Origin of the sequence: Paracoccus sp. (in: a-proteobacteria) (assembly GCF_035556475.1) — a bacterium.
Taxonomy (GTDB): Bacteria; Pseudomonadota; Alphaproteobacteria; order Rhodobacterales; family Rhodobacteraceae; genus Paracoccus.
On sequence record NZ_DATMFA010000034.1, the window covers coordinates 1 to 19408 of the forward strand.

A 19408-nucleotide genomic window follows, 5' to 3' on the forward strand; every position below is an offset into this window, starting at 1 on the left:
CATGATTTCCTTGCGCACCGAGAAGGGGCCGGCCGGTGGGGTCCAGTCGGGCTGGGCGCGATTGATCGCGACCATCTCGGCCAATGCCCAGGCAAGCAATCCGCCGAACAGGATGAAACTTGGCAGGTCGCCATTGACCAGAAGATGCGCGACGGCCCAGAGCGAGAAGCCCGTCAGTTGCGGGTGGCGCAGATGCGCGGTCACGCGGGTCTTCATCCCGGCGGCGGCGAAAAGATAGAAGGCTGCGAGGACCAGCAGGTTGTTGATCCCCTTGAGCGGGGCCGAGGCGCCCCACCAATAGGGGCCGTCGGTCATCCGGTAGCCGATGATCATCAGGAGGACAGAGACGATCAGCGCGCCCGCGACCGCGCCCTTGCCCGCCTCGCCGAGACCCGCCCGCGCCGTCGGTGCGAGGCGTTTGAAGAGATGTGCGCCCCACCAGAGCGCGACTCCGAGGATCAGGATCAACATCTGGCTGGTTTCCTTTGCTCGATGCTTATGTGTGGCAGGGGCAGGTTGGACCTAGCCGGCCAGTCTGGCAATCGCTTCGGCACGCGCCAGCATGGCCCGTGCGGTGACGACATGCAGGTTTTCGACGATCCGGCCGTCCACCACGGCAACGCCCCGGCCCTGGGCCTTCGCCTCGTCAAAGGCGCCGATCTGGCGCCGGGCGAGGTCCAGCTCCGCCTCGGAGGGGGCGAAGACCTCGTTCGCGATGGCAAGCTGCGCGGGGTGGATCAGCGTCTTGCCGTCAAAGCCCATGTCGCGGCCCTGTTCGCATTCGGCGCGCAAGCCCTCCTCGTCCCTGAAGGCGTTGAAGACGCCGTCGATGATCACGAGGCCATGCGCGCGCGCCGCCAGAAGGCAAAGGCCCAGCCCCGCCATCATCGGCAGCCGGTCCGGCGTGAAGCGCGCGTTCAGCTCTTTCGCGAGGTCGTTCGTGCCCATGACCATGCCGCGGATCCGGGGATGGGCCGCGATCTCGGCGGCGTTGAGCATCCCCTCCGCCGTCTCCATCATCGCCCAGAGCGGCGTTTCGGGCACGAGGTCGGCGACCCGGTCCACATCGGTCGAACGGCTGACCTTGGGGATCAGCAGCGCATCCGCCCCCTGCGCGAAGGCGCGGGCATCCCCCTCGCCCCATTCGGTGTCGAGGCCGTTCATCCGCACGATCCGCGCCCGCCCGCCATAATCGGCCAGCAGCGCCTGCGTGAGCAGGTCGCGCGCCGGCACCTTTTCGGCGGGCGCGACCGCATCCTCGAGGTCGAAGATGATCGCATCGGCGCCGAGCGACTGGGCCTTTTCCATCGCGCGCGCATTCGACGCGGGGATATAGAGAACGGAGCGGTAAGGTCGGGTCATGCGGGCCTCACTGGAAATTCCGGGCGAACGCTGCATGGAAGCGGAACGAATCGCAAGCATTCTTTGCCGCAGTGCGGCGTCAGAGCGCACTCCAGATCAGGCGGGCCGAGACCAGCGCGAGCGCCCAGGTGATGAAGCCATAGAAGATCGTCGAGGGCATCCGCCGCAGGATCCAGAGGCCGCAGACCACGCCCAGCACGGCCGGAACCATCAGCGCCAGCGCGATCGAGAGGTTATGGGGCGACAGCTGGCCGAGGAAAGCATAGGGCACCAGCTTCACCGCATTGCAGATCGCAAAGAAGATCGTCGTGGTGCCGGCGAAGATCATCGGCTCCAGCCGCAGGGGTTGGGTATAGACCTGATAGGGCGGCGCCCCCGAATGCGAGACGAAGCTGGTATAGCCCGACAGGACGCCCCAGAACGAGCCGGCAGCCATCCTCGGGAAACGCGCAGTGGGTGGCCGTCCACGCCGCAGCAGCGCGTTGAGGGCGAAAACAAAGCCGATGATGCCGACGATCAGCGTGACCCAGCGCTCGTTCACCACATGGGCCGTGGCCCAGCCAAGACCGATGCCGAGCATGGCGCCGGGCAGCAGGGTCGCCAGCACCCTTCGGTCGAAATTGCGGCGAAACGCGATCAGCCCGCCGATATCCGAGGCGATATAGACCGGCAGCAGGATCCCCGCCGCCTGCACCGGCGACATGACCAGCGACATCAGCGGGACCGAGATCACCCCCACCATCGCAAGCCCGCCCTTGGCCAGACCGATCGCGAAGGCCGCGACAATTCCCAAGCTCCAGCCCCAGAGATCCAGTCCCACGATCGCTCCTTGCACTGCCCGTCCCGACTAGGACATGACCGGGCGCTTTGCAATCGCTCGGGGTGCTAACGCTAACTGCATGAAATGCGGCCGCTCCTCTAGCCGCGCCGCAGCGAAAATCGGCTGGAGAGGTGGGCCGAGGCTTGCGATTCCCATCCAAGGGGAATACGCCACCGCGCGAACCTATCATGGAAATCGGAGGTTAATCATGGCCCGACCCAAGATCGCACTTATCGGCGCAGGACAGATCGGCGGCACGCTGGCGCACCTGGCCGCGATGAAGGAACTGGGCGACGTCGTCCTGTTCGACATCGCCGAAGGCACCCCCCAGGGCAAGGCCCTCGACATCGCGCAATCGGGCCCGTCCGAGGGCTTCGACGCCGTGATGAAAGGCGCCAACGACTATGCCGACATCGCCGGCGCTGACGTCTGCATCGTGACGGCCGGCGTTCCGCGGAAGCCGGGCATGTCGCGCGACGATCTGCTGGGCATCAACCTCAAGGTGATGAAATCGGTCGGCGAAGGCATTGCCAAGCACGCTCCGAACGCCTTCGTGATCTGCATCACCAACCCGCTCGACGCGATGGTCTGGGCGCTGCGCGAATTCTCGGGCCTGCCGCATGAGAAAGTCGTCGGCATGGCCGGCGTGCTCGACTCGGCGCGCTTCCGCCACTTCCTGTCGCTGGAATTCGGCGTCTCGATGCGCGACGTCACCGCCTTCGTGCTGGGCGGCCATGGCGACACCATGGTCCCGCTGGCCCGCTATTCGACTGTCGCCGGCATCCCGCTGCCCGACCTGGTCAAGATGGGCTGGACCACGCAGGAGAAACTGGATGCGATCGTCCAGCGCACCCGCGACGGCGGCGCCGAGATCGTCGGCCTGCTGAAAACCGGCTCGGCCTTCTACGCCCCGGCGACCTCGGCCATCGAAATGGCGGAAGCCTACCTCAAGGACCAGAAGCGCGTGCTGCCCTGCGCGGCTTACGTTGACGGCCCCTACGGCCTGAACGGCCTTTATGTCGGCGTCCCGACCGTGATCGGCGCGAACGGCATCGAGAAGGTCATCGACATCAAGCTCGACAAGGACGAGCAGGCGATGTTCGACAAGTCGGTCGACGCGGTGAAGGGTCTCGTCGCGGCCTGCAAGGGAATCGACGGCTCGCTCGCCTGATCGCACCTGCGAATGAACGAATGACGGATCCCGCGGTTCACGCCGCGGGATCTTTCTTTTTCTGCGGGAAAGACTCGCTCTGGGACGTGCTTGCGTTAACAGCCCGAAAATTTGCGATCACAGCCCGAATGAGTGTGATCACAAACCGGCCAAACAAGCGGATTTTACCTCTCCCGACTGCCTAATCCCTTTAGAGCGCGTCGCGGATATGCCAGAAGCCCGGCAACCGATAATTGCGGGGAAGTAGCATGAACATCCATGAATACCAGGCCAAGGCGCTGCTGCGCCAATACGGCGCACCGGTTTCCGACGGCCGCGTGGTGATGAAGGCTGACGAAGCCAAATCCGCCGCCGGCGAACTCGACGGGCCGCTCTGGGTCGTCAAGGCCCAGATCCATGCCGGCGGTCGCGGCAAGGGCCACTTCAAGGAAGCCGAAGCTGGCGAAAAGGGCGGCGTCCGCCTGGCCAAGTCGGTTGAAGAAGCCGAGGAACTGACCCGCCAGATGCTGGGCCGCACGCTGGTCACGCACCAGACCGGCGAGACTGGCAAGCAGGTCAACCGCATCTATATCGAAGACGGCTCGGACATCGAGCGCGAGCTGTATCTCGCGCTGCTGGTCGACCGCCAGACCTCGCGCGTGTCGTTCGTCGCCTCGACCGAGGGCGGCATGGACATCGAGGAAGTCGCGGCCAACACCCCCGAGAAGATCGTCAGCTTCAGCGTTGACCCGGCTTCGGGCCTGTCGGATTTCCACGGCCGCCGCGTCGCCTTCGCGCTGGGTCTGAGCGGCGCTCAGGTCAAGCAATGCGTGGCGCTGGTCAAGAACCTGTATCGCATGTTCATCGAAAAAGACATGGAGATGCTGGAGATCAACCCGCTGATCGTCACCGACAAGGGCGACCTCAAGTGCCTCGACGCCAAGATGGGCTTCGACAACAACGCGCTCTACCGCCAGCCCGACATCCTCGCGCTGCGTGACGAGACCGAGGAAGACCCGAAAGAACTGGCCGCCTCGAAGTTCGACCTGAACTACATCGCGCTCGACGGCGAGATCGGCTGCATGGTGAACGGCGCTGGCCTTGCCATGGCGACCATGGACATCATCAAGCTGTTCGGCGCCGAGCCGGCCAACTTCCTCGACGTCGGCGGTGGCGCCACGAAAGAGAAAGTGACCGAGGCGTTCAAGATCATCACTTCGGATCAGAACGTCAAAGGCATCCTCGTGAACATCTTCGGCGGCATCATGCGCTGCGACATCATCGCGGAAGGCATCATCGCCGCCGTGAAGGAAGTCGGCCTGCAGGTTCCGCTGGTCGTTCGTCTGGAAGGCACCAATGTCGAGCTGGGCAAGGAGATCATCTCCAAATCCGGCCTGAACGTGATCGCCGCCGACGACCTGTCGGACGCCGCCCAGAAAATTGTCAAAGCGGTGAAGGGGTAATTTTCCATGGCCGTTCTCGTTAACAAAGACACCAAAGTCATCTGCCAGGGCATCACCGGCTCGCAGGGGACGTTCCACACCGAACAGGCGATCGCCTACGGCACCAAGATGGTCGGCGGCGTGACCCCCGGCAAAGGCGGTTCCGAGCATCTGGGCCTGCCGGTCTACAACTCGGTCCACGAGGCCGTGGCGAAAACCGGCGCCAACGCGACCGCGATCTATGTCCCGCCGCCCTTCGCCGCGGACTCGATCCTGGAAGCCATCGACGCCGAGATCCCGCTGATCGTCGCGATCACCGAGGGCATCCCGGTTCTGGACATGATGCGCGTAAAACGTGCCCTGCAAGGCTCGAACTCGCTGCTGATCGGTCCGAACTGCCCGGGCATCATGACCCCGGACGAGTGCAAGATCGGCATCATGCCGGGCTCGATCTTCAAGCGCGGCTCGGTGGGCGTCGTCTCGCGCTCGGGCACGCTGACCTATGAAGCGGTGAAACAGACCTCGGATGTGGGCCTCGGCCAGTCCTCGGCTGTCGGCATCGGCGGCGACCCGATCAAGGGCATGGAGCATATCGACGTGCTGCGCATGTTCCTCGACGACCCGGAGACGGAGTCGATCATCATGATCGGCGAGATCGGCGGTTCGGCCGAGGAAGAAGCGGCCGAGTTCCTGGCCGAGCAGAAGCGCAAGGGCCGCTGGAAGCCGACCGCCGGCTTCATCGCGGGCCGCACCGCGCCGAAGGGCCGTCGCATGGGCCATGCCGGGGCGATCGTCGCCGGTGGCAAGGGTGACGCGGAATCGAAGATCGAGGCCATGAAATCGGCCGGGATCATCGTCGCCGACAGCCCCGCCGGTCTGGGCGAAGCCGTTCTGAAGGCCCTTGGCCGGTAACGTAACGTAAGACTTTTGACTTAGGTGGAGCCCCTCCCTACCTTTAGGGGGCTTCACCGGAACCGCCGCAGGTGGATGGATTGGACCGCAACGCGATCAAGGCTGACATGCACGCCGCCCCTCGACAGGGGTTCGGCGGCATCCTTGATCCGCGCAGCACCCAGTCGCGCCTCTGCGCATTGCCGCTGGCCGGGGCGCTGCTGCTGACGCTGAGTTCCGGCTGCGGTCGCGCACCGACCGAGGACATCCTGCCCGGCGGCGTGCCTGCCCGAACCAACCTGCACCAGTCCACCGGCCTGCCGGCGCAGTCGGTGCGGACGGTCAACCGCAACGATGCCGGCTGGCGTCTGATCTATCACCCGGCCCATGCGCCTGCGGGGGCCGAACAGCAGGCCGCGCGGGCATTGTGCGGACTGGAACGCCGGGCCGTCGCACAGATCGTGCGGCTGCCGCTGGATGCCCCCCATGACGATCCGGGTGCAGCCAAAATCGACATCATCTGTGCGTGAACCGAGCGACACGATGTTCGGACATGTACGACCCGCAGACCAGCAGAAGACGGCGCATGCCGAAGCCCTGCAACTTCACCAGCCGCCTGAGCGCGACGGCAAGCAACTGGACGATCAGAAATGAACGATCAATCCCCAAACGCAACCTTCCACGATTCCAGCTTCCTGCAGGGCCAGAACGCGGTCTATGTCGAGCAGCTCTACGGGCAGTGGGCGAAAGACCCGGCTGCCGTCGACGCCGCCTGGGACGCATTCTTCCGCAGTCTCGGCGATGAGGAAACGACCGTCACCCGCGAAGCGCAGGGCGCAAGCTGGCGCCGCGCCGACTGGCCGCCGGCACCCAGCGACGAGGTGACCTCGGCGCTGACCGGCGAATGGCCGATGCTGCCCAAGGCCGAGGCCAAGGCGGCGCTGGACAAGATCGCGGCGAAGGCCGGGGAAAAGGGCGTCCAGCTTTCGGACGACCAGCTGAAGCGCGCCGTGCTGGACAGCATCCGCGCCATCATGCTGATCCGCGCCTTCCGCATCCGTGGCCACCTGCACGCCGACCTTGATCCGCTTGGCATGCGCGAGGTTCCCGACCATGGCGAGCTGAAGCCCGAGACCTACGGCTTCACTGCCGCGGATCTGGACCGCCCGATCTTCATCGACAACGTGCTGGGCCTGCAGGTCGCCACGATCCGCCAGATCGTCGACCTGATGCAGCGCACCTATTGCGGCACGTTCGCGATCCAGTTCATGCATATCTCGAACCCCGAGGAAGCCGCATGGCTGAAAGAGCGGATCGAGGGCTATGGCAAGGAAATCGCCTTCACCCGCGAAGGCCGCCGCGCCATCCTGAACAAGCTGGTCGAGGCCGAGGGCTTCGAGAAGTTCCTGCATGTGAAATACATGGGCACCAAGCGCTTCGGCCTTGACGGCGGCGAGGCGCTGATCCCGGCGATGGAGCAGATCATCAAGCGCGGCGGCGCGCTTGGCGTGAAGGACGTCGTGATCGGCATGCCCCACCGCGGCCGCCTGTCGGTGCTGGCCAACGTGATGAACAAGCCCTATCGCGCGATCTTCCACGAATTCCAGGGCGGCAGCTACAAGCCCGATGACGTGGACGGCTCGGGCGACGTGAAATACCACCTCGGCGCCTCGTCGGACCGCACCTTCGACGAAAACACCGTGCACCTGTCCCTGACCGCGAACCCCTCGCACCTGGAAGCCGTGAACCCGGTGGTGCTGGGCAAGGTCCGCGCCAAGCAGGACCAGCTTTCCGACCAGACCTATCGCGAAGCGGTGCTGCCGATCCTGCTGCATGGCGACGCGGCATTCGCGGGTCAGGGCATCGTTGCGGAATGCTTCCAGCTTTCGGGCATCCGTGGCCACCGCACCGGCGGCACGATCCATATTGTCGTGAACAACCAGATCGGCTTCACGACCGCGCCGCATTTCTCGCGCACCTCGCCCTATTGCACCGACATCGCGCTGATGGTCGAAGCCCCGATCTTCCACGTGAACGGTGACGATCCCGAGGCCGTGGTCCATGCCGCGCGCGTCGCGACCGAATTCCGCCAGAAGTTCCACAAGGACGTGGTTCTGGACATCATCTGCTATCGCCGCTTCGGTCACAACGAAGGCGACGAGCCGATGTTCACCAACCCGCAGATGTACAAGAACATCAAGGGCCACAAGACCACGCTGCAACTCTATACCGACCGCCTCGTCGCCGACGGCCTCGTGCCGGAAGGCGAGATCGAGGAGATGAAGGCCGCGTTCCAGGCGCATCTGAACGAAGAGTTCGAGGTCGGCAAGAACTTCAAGCCGAACAAGGCCGATTGGCTGGACGGCAAGTGGTCCGGGCTTGAGGCCGAGGGCGCCGATTACAACGCCGGCTCGACCGGCATCGAAGTGGAGACCTTCACCGAGATCGGCACCGCGCTGACCCGCGTGCCGGACGGGTTCGACCTGCACAAGACCGTGGGCCGCCTCCTCGACGCGAAGAAGCAGATGTTCGAGACCGGCAAGGGCTTCGACTGGGCGACCGGCGAGGCGCTGGCCTATGGCTCGCTGCTGGTCGAAGGGCATCCGGTCCGCCTCGCGGGGCAGGATTCGACCCGCGGCACCTTCTCGCAGCGCCATTCGGGCATCGTCGACCAGACCACCGAAGAGCGTTACTACCCGCTGAACCACATCCGGGGCGGGCAGCAGCGCTACGAGGTGATCGACTCGATGCTGTCGGAATATGCGGTCCTCGGCTTCGAATACGGCTATTCGCTGGCCGAGCCGAACGCGCTGACCCTGTGGGAAGCCCAGTTCGGCGACTTCGCCAACGGCGCGCAGATCATGTTCGACCAGTTCATCAACTCGGGCGAGAAGAAATGGCTGCGCATGTCGGGCCTCGTCGTGCTGATGCCGCATGGCTACGAAGGCCAGGGCCCCGAGCACAGCTCGGCCCGGCTTGAGCGCTGGCTGCAGATGTCGGCAGAGGACAACTGGATCGTCGCGAACTGCACGACCCCGGCGAACTATTTCCACATCCTGCGCCGTCAGCTGAAGCGTCCGTTCCGCAAGCCGCTGATCCTGATGACGCCGAAATCGCTGCTGCGTCACCCGATGGCCGTCTCGACCGCCGAGGATTTCCAGACCGGTTCGACCTTCCATCGCGTGCTGTGGGACGATGCCGAGCGCGGGAACTCGAAGCTGGAGCTGAAGCCCGACAGCCAGATCCGCCGCGTCGTGATCTCGTCCGGCAAGGTCTATTACGACCTCTTGGCCGCGCGCGATGCCGCCGGGGCCGACGATGTCTACCTGCTGCGGCTTGAGCAGTTCTATCCCTTCCCGGCGCAGGCTATGTCGAAGGAACTGGAACGGTTCAAGGATGCCGAGATCATCTGGTGTCAGGAAGAGCCCAAGAACATGGGCGGCTGGACCTTTGTTGAGCCGAACATCGAATGGGTTCTGTCGCGGATCGGCGCCAAGCACGGCCGCGCCCGCTATGTCGGTCGCGCCGCCTCGGCTTCGCCCGCGACGGGTCTCGCCTCGCGCCACAAGGCCGAGCAGGAAGCCCTCGTGAACGAAGCCATCACCATCGGGGAGTGACATGGCAGTCGAACTGCGCGTCCCCACGCTTGGGGAATCGGTATCCGAAGCGACCGTCGCCACCTGGTTCAAGAAACCGGGCGACGCGGTCGCCGTGGACGAGATGCTGTGCGAGCTGGAAACCGACAAGGTGACGGTCGAAGTCCCGTCACCCGTCGCCGGAAAGCTGGGCGAGATCATCGCCGCCGAGGGCGAGACGGTCACGCCGAACGCCCTGCTCGCCCAGATTTTGGAGGTCGGCAATGCCGGCCCCGAGGAAATGTTGCCCAAGGCAGAAACGGGCATCAAGCCCCAGGAAGGACAGAAGAAGATGAGCGGAAAATCCGTTGACGTAATGGTACCCACCCTGGGCGAGAGCGTCACCGAAGCCACCGTGGCGACCTGGTTCAAGAAGGTCGGTGATGCCGTCGCGCAGGATGAGATGCTGTGCGAGCTGGAAACCGACAAGGTCTCGGTCGAGGTTCCGGCCCCGGCTGCGGGCGTTCTGGCCGAGATCCTGGCCGAAGAAGGCGCGACCGTCGATGCCAGCGCACGGCTCGCCATCATCACCGAAGGCGCCGCGGGCAGCATCGCTCCGGCCGCGAAATCCGAGCCGGAGGCCAAGAAGGCCGCGGCCGTCCAGTCGCCCGGCGCCGGTCCCGAGACCGTGACCAGCCGCAAGGATGTCGAGGACGCGCCCTCGGCCAAGAAGGCCATGGCCGAAGCCGGCATCTCGCGCGATGCCGTCACCGGCACCGGCCGCGATGGCCGCGTGATGAAGGAAGACGTGGCCCGCGCCGGCTCGGCCCCCGCCCCTTCGGTCGCGCCCGCCCCAGCAGCCGCGCCGCGCGCCCCCTCCTCGGCCCAGGACGCCGCCCGCGAGGAGCGCGTCAAGATGACCCGCCTGCGCGCGACCATCGCCCGCCGCCTGAAGGACGCGCAGAACACTGCCGCCATGCTGACCACCTATAACGAGGTGGATATGTCGGGCGTCATGGACCTGCGCAGCACCTACAAGGATCAGTTCGAGAAGAAGCACAAGGTGAAGCTCGGCTTCATGTCCTTCTTCGTGAAGGCCTGCGTCCATGCGCTGAAGGAAGTCCCCGAGGTCAATGCCGAGATCGACGGCGGCGACGTGGTCTACAAGCACTTCGTCCATATGGGCGTCGCCGTCGGCACCCCGAACGGTCTGGTCGTTCCGGTCGTGCGCGATGCCGACCAGAAGAGCTTCGCCCAGATCGAGAAGGAAATCGCCGAGCTTGGCACGAAGGGCCGTGACGGCAAGCTGACCATGGCAGAGATGCAGGGCGGCACCTTCACCATCTCGAACGGCGGCGTCTACGGCTCGCTCATGTCCTCGCCGATCCTGAACCCGCCGCAATCGGGTATCCTCGGGATGCACAAGATCCAGGAGCGTCCGGTCGTCGTGAACGGCCAGATCGTCATCCGCCCGATGATGTATCTTGCGCTGAGCTACGATCACCGCATCGTCGACGGCAAGGGCGCCGTGACCTTCCTCGTGCGCGTCAAGGAAGCGCTGGAAGATCCCCGCCGCCTGCTGATGGATCTCTGATCCCTCGATCGGGGGTGGCCCTTGCCGCCCCCCGTCCGCCCTGCCTCGTGCCGGGCGACACCCAAGGCGCGCGGCCCTTTCACGGGGCAGCGCAACTCTTTCCGGACTGATCCCGTTGATGCGTGACGGCTGATCCGGCTCACCGGGCATCGGCCGAAAACCGAGGAGTAAGCCATGACCCAGATGATCGCCCGTTACCATGTCGCCGATTACGACCGTTTCAGAACCCAGTTCGACAATGATGCCGAGGATCGCGGCCAGAATGGATTGTCGCTGCTGCAATTGTGGCGCGAATCCGGCTCGCAGGCCTGGGCGCTTTACCAGATCGCCGACGCGGCGAAAGCAAAGGCCTATCTCGACGGCGCGGCCGGGGTCTTCAACAGTCAGGCCGGCGTGCTCTCGACCGAATACCACTTCCTGGAGACCGCTTGATGAGCGCCGAGACCACGGCGCTTGCGCTGGCGGCGGTGCTTCAGGCGGTCCAGATCGGACTTGCCGCCGCCTCGATGAACCGCGATGCCGGGGTCGAGTGGAACACCAGCCCGCGCGACACCCAGCCGGAATTTTCGCCGCTGACCGGCCGGCTGCGTCGCGCGGTCGACAATCATTTCGAGGGGCTGATCCTCTTCACCATCGCGGTGCTGCTGGTCACGGTCACCGATACGGACAGCCTCGTCACCGCGCTCTGCGCCTGGCTCTATCTGCTGGCGCGGCTGCTTTACATTCCTGCCTATGCCCTGGGCTGGTCGCCATGGCGATCGGCCATCTGGGCTGTCGGCTTTCTCGCAACCATGGTGATGATCGTCACCAGCCTATTCACATGAACCGAGCCGGCGCCCCAACGACGCCGGAGATGCAAGGAGACCTGAATGTCCACCTATGACCTGATCGTGATCGGGGCAGGCCCCGGCGGCTATGTCTGCGCCATCCGTGCCGCCCAGCTTGGGCTGAAGGTCGCCTGTGTCGAGGGGCGCGAAACGCTGGGCGGAACCTGCCTGAACGTCGGCTGCATCCCCTCCAAGGCGCTGCTGCATGCAAGCCACATGCTGCACGAGACGCATGACAACTTCGCCAAGATGGGCCTGATGAACGCGCATGTCGACGTCGACTGGGCGCAGATGCAAAGCTACAAGGCCGAAACCGTCGCCGGCAATACCAAGGGCATCGAGTTCCTGTTCAAGAAGAACAAGATCGACTGGATCAAGGGCTGGGCCGAGATCGAGGCGGCGGGCAAGGTCAAGGTCGGCGACACCACCTATGAGACCAAGAACATCGTCATCGCCTCGGGTTCGGAGCCGTCCAGCCTGAAGGGCGTCGAGGTCGACAATGCCGCCGGCACCGTCGTCGATTCGACCGGCGCGCTGGCGCTGCCGAATATCCCGAAAAGCATGGTCGTGATCGGCGCGGGCGTCATCGGGCTTGAGCTTGGCTCGGTCTATGCCCGCCTTGGTGCGGAAGTCACCGTGGTTGAGTTCCTCGACGCGATCACCCCCGGCATGGACGGCGAGGTGCAAAAGCAGTTCCAGAAGATCCTGAGCAAGCAGGGGATGAAATTCGTCCTCGGCGCCGCCGTCTCGGGCACCTCGGTCGACAATGGCACCGCGAAAGTCACCTACAAGCTGCGCAAGGATGACAGCGAGCATGTGATCGAGGCCGAGACCGTCCTCGTCGCGACCGGCCGCCGTCCCTATGTCGCGGGCCTCGGCCTCGACAAGCTGGGGGTCGAGCTGACCGATCGCGGCTTCGTCAAGATCAATGACCACTGGCAGACCTCGATCCCCGGCATCTATGCCATCGGCGACGCGGTTCCCGGCCCGATGCTGGCCCACAAGGCCGAGGACGAGGGCATGGCCGTCGCCGAAGTCGTCGCGGGCAAGCATGGCCACGTGAACTATGCGGTCATCCCCGGCGTGATCTACACCACCCCGGAAGTCGCCTCGGTCGGCCTGACCGAGGAAGCAGCCAAGGAAACCGGCCGCAAGATCAAGGTCGGCAAGTTCCCCTTCATGGGCAATGCCCGTGCCAAGGCGCTGTTCCAGGCCGAGGGCTTCGTCAAGATGATCGTGGACGCCGAGACCGACCGCGTTCTGGGCTGCCACATCATCGGCCCGAGCGCGGGCGAGATGATCCACGAGGTCTGCGTCGCGATGGAATTCGGCGCCTCGGCGCAGGACATCGCGCTGACCTGCCACGCGCATCCGACCTGCTCGGAAGCCGTGCGCGAGGCGGCGCTGGCCTGCGGCAGCGGCGCGATCCACGTCTGATCGGCGTCTGATCGGCGAAAATTCACCGGAACCGTCAGAAAACGGCGGCGGTAATCCGCCGAAGGGCCGCTCTGGACAGGGCGGCCCTTATCTTATGATTTCGCCGCATGGGAACCCTTGGCTAAAGTCCAGCCAACGAAAATCGAGGGGCAACCATGAAAACCTTGATCCGTCTGCTTGTGCTGGGTGGGCTGTTCACACTGGGCGCGTGCGGGGACAACTCGGTCGATCCCGATCGCCGCTATCTGGTCGAACCGCGTGCCTCCCAAGCCCAGATGCGGCTCCACGCCAATGAGACGCCGGAGCTGCGCAGCCTCATCAACAAGTATTCGGCCGAGTATCAGGTTCCCGTCGAACTGGTGCATCGCGTCATCATCCGGGAATCGCATCACCGTCCCGGCGCCCGCAATGGCCCCTATTACGGGCTGATGCAGATCCTGCCCGCCACCGCGCGCGGCATGGGCTATCAGGGTTCGGCAAACGGCCTGCTGGATGCGGAAACCAACCTGAAATACGGGGTGAAATACCTTCGTGGCGCTTACATGGTTGCCGGCGGCAATCAGGATGCGGCGGTGAAATGGTATTCGCGCGGCTATTATTACGAGGCCAAGAAAAAGGGCCTGCTGGAAGAGACGGGCCTGCGCTGACGAACCCGGCAGCATGAAAGATGGGCGGTCCTTGCGGGCCGCCTTTTCGGTTCAGAGCTTGCGGTTGTAGCGGATGAAGGGCGACTTCGCCCCGACGCGATCATAAAGCATCCGGCCCGCGTAATTGTCCTCGGCCGTCAGCCAATAGACATTTGGGACGCCCGCGCGGTCGGCCTCGTCATAGACCGCCTCGATCAGCGCGCGGCCGAGACCCGTTCCCCGCGCCTCGGGCGCGGTAAACAGATCCTGAAGATAGCAGACCCCCTCCTTGCGCCACAGGTTCGGGTGAAAGACGTAATGGACGAGGCCCAGCAGCGCGCCGTCCTTTTCCGCGACAAACCCGTGGAAATCCCGCGCCTCGCCCGAAAGCAGCCGGGCAAAGGCGCTGTCATAGAAAGCCTCGGGCCGGTCGTGGAATCCGTAGAAGGCCTGATAGCCGCGATAAAGCGCCTGCCAGCCGGCGCGGTCCGCCGCGCGAAGTTCGCGGATCATCGCTGCCGCCGCGCCATGAAGGCCAGCCGCTCGAACAGCGCCACGTCCTGCTCGTTCTTCAGCAGCGCGCCATGCAGCTTCGGCAGCATCTCGCCCGCGGGACGCTTCAGATCCTCGGGCGAAAGATCCTCGGCCAGGATCAGCTTCAGCCAGTCCAGCAATTCGCTGGTCGAGGGCTTCTTCCTTAGCCCCTGCACCTCGCGCAGTTCAAGGAACTGGTTCAGCGCCTCGTCCAGCAGGCGCGATTTCAGCCCCGGATAATGCACATCGACGATTCGCTTCAGCGTCTCGGCATCGGGAAAACGGATGTAATGGAAGAAGCAGCGGCGCAGGAAGGCGTCCGGCAATTCCTTCTCGTTGTTCGAGGTGATGATCACAATGGGGCGATGCCGCGCCCGGATCGTCTCGCCCGTCTCGTAGACATGGAACTCCATCCGGTCGAGTTCCTGCAGCAGGTCGTTCGGAAACTCGATATCCGCCTTGTCGATCTCGTCGATCAGCAGGACGATCTTTTCGGGCGCCTCGAAGGCCTGCCACAGCTTGCCCTTGCGGATGTAATTGCCGATCTCATGCACGCGCGCATCGCCAAGCTGGCTGTCGCGCAGGCGCGAGACCGCGTCATATTCGTAAAGCCCCTGCTGGGCGCGGGTCGTTGATTTCACGTTCCATTCGATGATCGGCAGGCCAAGGCTCGCTGCGACCTGCCGCGCCAGCTCGGTCTTGCCGGTGCCCGGCTCGCCCTTGACCAGAAGCGGCCGCTCCAGCGTGATCGCGGCATTGACCGCGACCGTCAGATCGGCCGGAGCCACATAGGTTTCTGTCGAGGAAAACTGCATCCGCCCGTCCTTTGCGCATTCCGCGCGAGGCTACGCGGCAGGGCGTGTCCGTGCAAGCGCAGCATCCCGCCATGCCGGAAAGGGCTAGTGACAAACCCGGCACCATACTTTATGGGGGCCGCAAGGTGCGGGCATGCAGGACCCGCTCCCGGAGGAAAGATGAAAGCCCAGACTTTTCTGCCCGAAGATTATCGACCCGCCGAAGACGAACCTTTCATGAACGAGCGGCAGCTTGAGTATTTCCGCCGCAAGCTGATCGCCTGGAAGCAGGAGCTGCTGGACCAGTCCGCCGAAACGCTCGAAGGATTGCAGGAAAGCGCACGCAACGTGCCCGATCTTGCCGACCGCGCCTCGGAGGAGACCGACCGCGCGCTGGAACTGCGCACCCGCGACCGCCAGCGCAAGCTGGTCAGCAAGATCGACTCGGCCTTGCGCCGGATCGAGACGGGTGAATACGGCTATTGCGAAAAAACCGGCGAGCCGATCAGCCTCAAGCGCCTCGACGCGCGGCCAACCGCGACGATGACGCTGGAAGCGCAAGAGAAGCACGAGCGCAAGGAACGCGTCTACCGCGACGATTGATCGCTCTGCACCCCCATTGACCGGCGGTGCCGCGCGCCGCCGGAGGGCGGCTTTTTTGTTTTCAAGGACAAGGACATGGCCAGTCCGCAAACCTTTCCCATCACGATTGTGGGTGCAGGTGTCGCAGGCCTGACCGCCGCCTGTGCGCTGGCGCAGGCTGGCTTCCCGGTCCGTGTCCTCGAACGTGCGGATGCGCTGCGCGAGGTTGGCGCGGGCCTGCAGATTTCCCCCAATGCTCTTTCCGTGCTTGACCGGCTCGGCCTCGGGAACCGCTTCCGGGGGCTGTCGCTGCCGACCGAACGGGTCGAGCTTCGCGACGCCTCGGGTGCTGCGGTGGCGCAGGTCGATTTCGCGCGATACCGGCCCGGAGGCCGCTTTCGCGTCGTCCATCGCGCCCGTCTGGTCGACATGCTGGTTGACGCCGCCCGCGAAGCCGGGGCCACCATCGAACTCGGGCAAGAGGTCTCGACCCTGCCGGGCGATTGCGGACTGGTGATCGGCGCGGACGGGGTGAAAAGCCGCATCCGCCCCCTGTTGAACGGGCCCGAGACGCCCTTCTTCACCCGCCAGAGCGCGTGGCGGGCGCTGATTCCCCTCGAACCCGGCGCCGAGACCAAGGTGCAGGTCTTCATGGGCCCGGAACGGCATCTCGTCAGCTATCCGCTGGCCGGAGGGCTGCGCAATATCGTCGCGGTGCTTGAGCGTCCCGACTGGCAGGATGAGGGCTGGTCGCAGCCCGGCGATCCCAATGACCTGCGGGCCGCCTTCGCGCGCTTTGGCGGGCCGGTGCCGGAATGGCTGGCGCGGGCCGAGGATGTCTCGCTCTGGGGCCTGTTCCGCCACCCGGTCGCGCAGCACTGGTATCGCGCCCTGGGCGACGGACCCGCCGTCGCGCTGATCGGGGATGCGGCGCATCCGACCCTGCCCTTCATGGCGCAGGGCGCGGTCATGGCGATCGAGGATGCCTGGATCCTCGCGGCCTGCCTCGCCTCGGGTCGCGCGTTGCCGGAGGCGCTGGCGCATTTTCAGGCGCTGCGGCACCCGCGCTGCCTTCGGATCGTCAAGGCGGCGAATGGCAATGCCCGGAACTATCACCTGAAGGGACCGGCCCGGGCCGTGGCCCATGCCGGATTGCGGACGCTGTCGCGGCTGGCGCCCGGCCAGCTGGTCGGGCGCTTTGCCTGGCTTTACGACTACGACCCGAGCGCCGCGGTCTAGGCCGCGCGCTCGACCGCGGCGACGATGCCGTCGACCACCTCGCGCAGGACCGTCTCGTCCTCGGCCTCGGCCATGACGCGGATCAGCGGCTCGGTCCCAGATTTGCGGATCAGCACCCGGCCCGAACCGTTGAGCCGCGCCTCGGCCCGCGCGATCTCGGCCCGGACCGCCTCGGTCGAAAGCGGGTCCGCCCCGGCCTTGTAGCGCACATTCTTGAGAAGCTGCGGCACCGGATCGAATTGCGCCACCAGCTCCGAGGCCTTGCGCCCGCTATCGGCCAGCGCGGCCAGGAATTGCAGCGCCGCGATCAGCCCGTCCCCGGTCGTCGCGTAATCGGTCATCACGATATGGCCCGACTGCTCGCCGCCAAGATTGAAGCCCGCACCGCGCATCCGCTCGACCACATAGCGGTCGCCGACCGCGGTGCGCTCCAGCCGCAGGCCGCGCCCTTGCAGGAAGCGTTCAAGCCCGAGGTTCGACATCACCGTCGCCACCAGCGCACCGCCGCGCAGCCGGCCCTGATCCGCCCAGCGTCCCGCCAGCAGCGCCATGAGCTGATCGCCATCCGCGACCTGCCCCTTTTCGTCGACGATCATCACCCGGTCGGCATCACCGTCGAGGCTGATGCCCATGTCGGCGCCATGTTCCAGCACGGCCCGCGCGCAGGCCTCGGGATGGGTGGAACCCACGCCGTCGTTGATGTTGTGCCCGTTCGGGGTCACGCCCAGCGGGATGACTTCGGCCCCGAGTTCCCACAGCACATCGGGCGCGGCGCGATAGGCGGCGCCATTCGCACAATCGACCACGACCTTCAGCCCTTCCAGCCGGTTCCCGACCGGGAAGGTGGTCTTGGCATATTCGACATAGCGGCCGCGGCCATCATCGATGCGCTTGGCGCGCCCGATATTCGCCGGCTGGGCCGGGGCGATGTCGCCGGCCACGATCTGCTCGATCTCGGCCTCGGCCTCGTCCGACAGCTTGAAGCCGTCGGGACCGAAGAACTTGATGCCGTTATCCGCCGCCGGATTGTGGCTGGCCGAGATCATGATCCCCACATCCGCCCGCATCGAGCGCGTGAGGTAGCCCACCGCCGGCGTCGGCACCGGCCCCAACAGCAGCACGTTCATGCCGGTGCTGGTCAGCCCGGCGGTCAGCGCGTTCTCCAGCATATAGCCCGACAGGCGCGTGTCCTTGCCGATCACCACGCGATGCCGGTCCTCGCCATTGCGGCGGAAATAGCGGCCGGCAGCGGCGCCAAGGCGCAGCGCCATTTCGGCGGTCATGGGATAGCTGTTCGCCCGGCCCCTGACACCGTCAGTTCCGAAAAGTTTCCTGCTCATTCGCCCCCTCCGGTCACGGCCTGCCATAGCGCCAGGCCCTGCCTTGTTTCTTCCACGTCATGGACGCGGTGGATTTGTATGCCCTGCGCGATCCCGGCCAGCGTCACGGCGAGCGTGCCCGATGCCCGGTCCGCCGGTCGTTCCGCCCTCCCGATCGCGCCGATGAAGCGCTTGCGCGAGACGCCCAGCAAGACCGCACAGCCCAGCCCGTGAAACAGCGAGATCCGCCGCAGGATGGCCAGATTATGCGCTTGGGTCTTGCCAAAACCAATGCCCGGATCGATCACGATGCGCGCGCGGGGGATTCCCGCCGCCTCGGCCCGCGCGATGCGGATGTCCAGCGCGTCATAGACATCCAGCAGGACGTCGCCATAGACCGGATTGTCCTGCATCGTCTCGGGGATGCCCTGCGCGTGCATCAGGCAAAGCTGCGCGCCGCTGGATGCCACCGCCTCGGCCATGCCGGGGTCGAAATCGAGGCCCGAGACATCATTGACCAGCCCCGCCCCCGCCGCGACGGCGGCGCGCGCCACCCCGGCCTTGCGGGTATCAACCGAGATTGCCGCAAATTCCCGCGCCGAGGCGATCACCGGGACCACGCGCCCGATCTCTTCGGCCTCGGGCACTTCCTGCGCGCCGGGACGGGTCGATTCGCCGCCGATGTCCAGCATCTCGGCCCCTTGTCCCCGCAGGAGCCTTGCCTGAGCCAAGCCGTCATAAGTGCCGCCATCGGAAAAGCTGTCCGGCGTCGCGTTGACGATCCCCATGATCCGGGGCCGGTCCATCGCGAGGCCCAGCACATCGGGACGCGGGGCCGCCAGCGCCTGCATCACCTCCTCCGGGGCGTCATCCGCGATCTGCGGCGCGACGCCACGACGCAGGATTTCCACCTGCGAGAAGCGGGCCCAGCCCCCGGCGATGCGCCAGCGCCCATGCTCCACGGGGATCGGTCGGTAATAGATCTTGGTCATTCAACTGGTCTTTCCTGTGCCCAGAGGGCAGAGCGTGCGGCAGCTCAGATCCGGTCCGAGGCGATGGAGAAGCCGGCGGGCAAATCCGGCATTTCAGCGCCCTCGGGCAAGGCCCAGTCGAGGCGCTCGGCCTGAAGGCGGGCGGCCAGCCAGACGGCCAGCGCATGGGGTTCGGGCGCAAGACCCGCCACGTCGCGCGCCATCCGCGCGGGCGCCCAGACGAC

The 19408-nt window shown here is 65.5% G+C and carries 19 protein-coding genes and 1 pseudogene; 12 read left to right on the forward strand and 8 right to left on the reverse strand.

Going from position 1 to position 19408, the window contains the following annotated elements; genetic code table 11:
- From VNQ78_RS04385 to VNQ78_RS04395, 3 genes are all read right to left on the reverse strand, one after another.
- Positions 1–471: NnrU family protein (locus VNQ78_RS04385; protein WP_325686985.1), on the reverse strand; the 471-nt coding region annotated here is incomplete at its 3' end.
- Between the two features lie 51 nt (positions 472–522).
- On the reverse strand, positions 523–1362 hold the full coding sequence (locus VNQ78_RS04390; RefSeq protein WP_325686987.1) for a CoA ester lyase: 840 nt from the start codon (positions 1360–1362) through the stop codon (positions 523–525).
- Positions 1363–1441: 79 nt separating this feature from the next.
- The gene (locus tag VNQ78_RS04395) at positions 1442–2176 is read right to left on the reverse strand and encodes a sulfite exporter TauE/SafE family protein (protein WP_325687021.1); all 735 of its coding nucleotides are present in this window, start codon (positions 2174–2176) and stop codon (positions 1442–1444) included.
- 214 nt (positions 2177–2390) lie between these two features.
- On the opposite strand from VNQ78_RS04395, the gene mdh reads away from it, so the two are divergent.
- From mdh to VNQ78_RS04445, 10 genes are all read left to right on the forward strand, one after another.
- A complete protein-coding gene (gene mdh, locus VNQ78_RS04400; protein WP_325686989.1) occupies positions 2391–3353 on the forward strand; it encodes a malate dehydrogenase in 963 nt (320 codons plus the stop codon).
- Between the two features lie 248 nt (positions 3354–3601).
- Positions 3602–4795: an ADP-forming succinate--CoA ligase subunit beta gene (gene sucC / locus VNQ78_RS04405; protein WP_325686991.1), complete on the forward strand. Its 1194-nt coding sequence runs from the start codon at positions 3602–3604 to the stop codon at positions 4793–4795.
- Positions 4796–4801: 6 nt separating this feature from the next.
- Positions 4802–5686 carry a succinate--CoA ligase subunit alpha gene (gene sucD, locus VNQ78_RS04410; protein ID WP_325686993.1) on the forward strand — a complete coding sequence of 295 codons (885 nt, stop codon included), beginning with the start codon at positions 4802–4804 and terminating at the stop codon, positions 5684–5686.
- A 71-nt stretch (positions 5687–5757) separates the two neighbouring features.
- A complete protein-coding gene (locus VNQ78_RS04415; RefSeq protein WP_325686995.1) occupies positions 5758–6195 on the forward strand; it encodes a hypothetical protein in 438 nt (145 codons plus the stop codon).
- Positions 6196–6315: 120 nt separating this feature from the next.
- Complete coding sequence (locus VNQ78_RS04420) at positions 6316–9282, forward strand: 2-oxoglutarate dehydrogenase E1 component (RefSeq protein ID WP_325686997.1); 2967 nt, start codon at positions 6316–6318, stop codon at positions 9280–9282.
- 1 nt (position 9283) lies between these two features.
- On the forward strand, positions 9284–10834 hold the full coding sequence (gene odhB, locus VNQ78_RS04425) for a 2-oxoglutarate dehydrogenase complex dihydrolipoyllysine-residue succinyltransferase (RefSeq protein WP_325686999.1): 1551 nt from the start codon (positions 9284–9286) through the stop codon (positions 10832–10834).
- 174 nt (positions 10835–11008) lie between these two features.
- The gene (locus tag VNQ78_RS04430) at positions 11009–11266 is read left to right on the forward strand and encodes a hypothetical protein (RefSeq protein WP_325687001.1); all 258 of its coding nucleotides are present in this window, start codon (positions 11009–11011) and stop codon (positions 11264–11266) included.
- The gene (locus tag VNQ78_RS04435; RefSeq protein WP_325687003.1) at positions 11266–11658 is read left to right on the forward strand and encodes an MAPEG family protein; all 393 of its coding nucleotides are present in this window, start codon (positions 11266–11268) and stop codon (positions 11656–11658) included. The genes VNQ78_RS04430 and VNQ78_RS04435 overlap by 1 nt, the downstream gene beginning before the upstream one ends.
- A 45-nt stretch (positions 11659–11703) precedes the next feature.
- Complete coding sequence (gene lpdA, locus VNQ78_RS04440; RefSeq protein ID WP_325687005.1) at positions 11704–13098, forward strand: dihydrolipoyl dehydrogenase; 1395 nt, start codon at positions 11704–11706, stop codon at positions 13096–13098.
- A gap of 155 nt (positions 13099–13253) precedes the next feature.
- Positions 13254–13745: a lytic transglycosylase domain-containing protein gene (locus VNQ78_RS04445; RefSeq protein ID WP_325687007.1), complete on the forward strand. Its 492-nt coding sequence runs from the start codon at positions 13254–13256 to the stop codon at positions 13743–13745.
- Positions 13746–13796: 51 nt separating this feature from the next.
- On the opposite strand, the gene VNQ78_RS04450 is transcribed toward VNQ78_RS04445, so the two are convergent.
- Both VNQ78_RS04450 and VNQ78_RS04455 read right to left on the reverse strand, forming a co-directional pair.
- The gene (locus VNQ78_RS04450) at positions 13797–14237 is read right to left on the reverse strand and encodes a GNAT family N-acetyltransferase (protein WP_325687009.1); all 441 of its coding nucleotides are present in this window, start codon (positions 14235–14237) and stop codon (positions 13797–13799) included.
- A complete protein-coding gene (locus VNQ78_RS04455; protein WP_325687011.1) occupies positions 14234–15073 on the reverse strand; it encodes a MoxR family ATPase in 840 nt (279 codons plus the stop codon). The genes VNQ78_RS04450 and VNQ78_RS04455 overlap by 4 nt, the downstream gene beginning before the upstream one ends.
- A 159-nt stretch (positions 15074–15232) precedes the next feature.
- Here VNQ78_RS04455 and dksA point away from each other — a divergent pair, with 159 nt between their 5' ends.
- Both dksA and VNQ78_RS04465 read left to right on the forward strand, forming a co-directional pair.
- Positions 15233–15655 carry an RNA polymerase-binding protein DksA gene (gene dksA, locus VNQ78_RS04460; RefSeq protein ID WP_325687013.1) on the forward strand — a complete coding sequence of 141 codons (423 nt, stop codon included), beginning with the start codon at positions 15233–15235 and terminating at the stop codon, positions 15653–15655.
- A 75-nt stretch (positions 15656–15730) separates the two neighbouring features.
- Complete coding sequence (locus VNQ78_RS04465) at positions 15731–16873, forward strand: FAD-dependent monooxygenase (protein ID WP_325687015.1); 1143 nt, start codon at positions 15731–15733, stop codon at positions 16871–16873.
- Here VNQ78_RS04465 and glmM read toward each other — a convergent pair.
- From glmM to VNQ78_RS04480, 3 genes and pseudogenes are all read right to left on the reverse strand, one after another.
- Positions 16870–18213, reverse strand: coding sequence for a phosphoglucosamine mutase (glmM, locus tag VNQ78_RS04470; RefSeq protein ID WP_325687017.1), 1344 nt, complete (start codon positions 18211–18213; stop codon positions 16870–16872). The genes VNQ78_RS04465 and glmM overlap by 4 nt on opposite strands.
- Positions 18210–19184, reverse strand: coding sequence for a dihydropteroate synthase (folP, locus tag VNQ78_RS04475; protein WP_325687019.1), 975 nt, complete (start codon positions 19182–19184; stop codon positions 18210–18212). Before folP ends, glmM begins: the two co-directional genes overlap by 4 nt.
- Before the next feature lie 44 nt (positions 19185–19228).
- Positions 19229–19408: pseudogene (locus VNQ78_RS04480) on the reverse strand (dihydroneopterin aldolase); the annotation flags it as partial.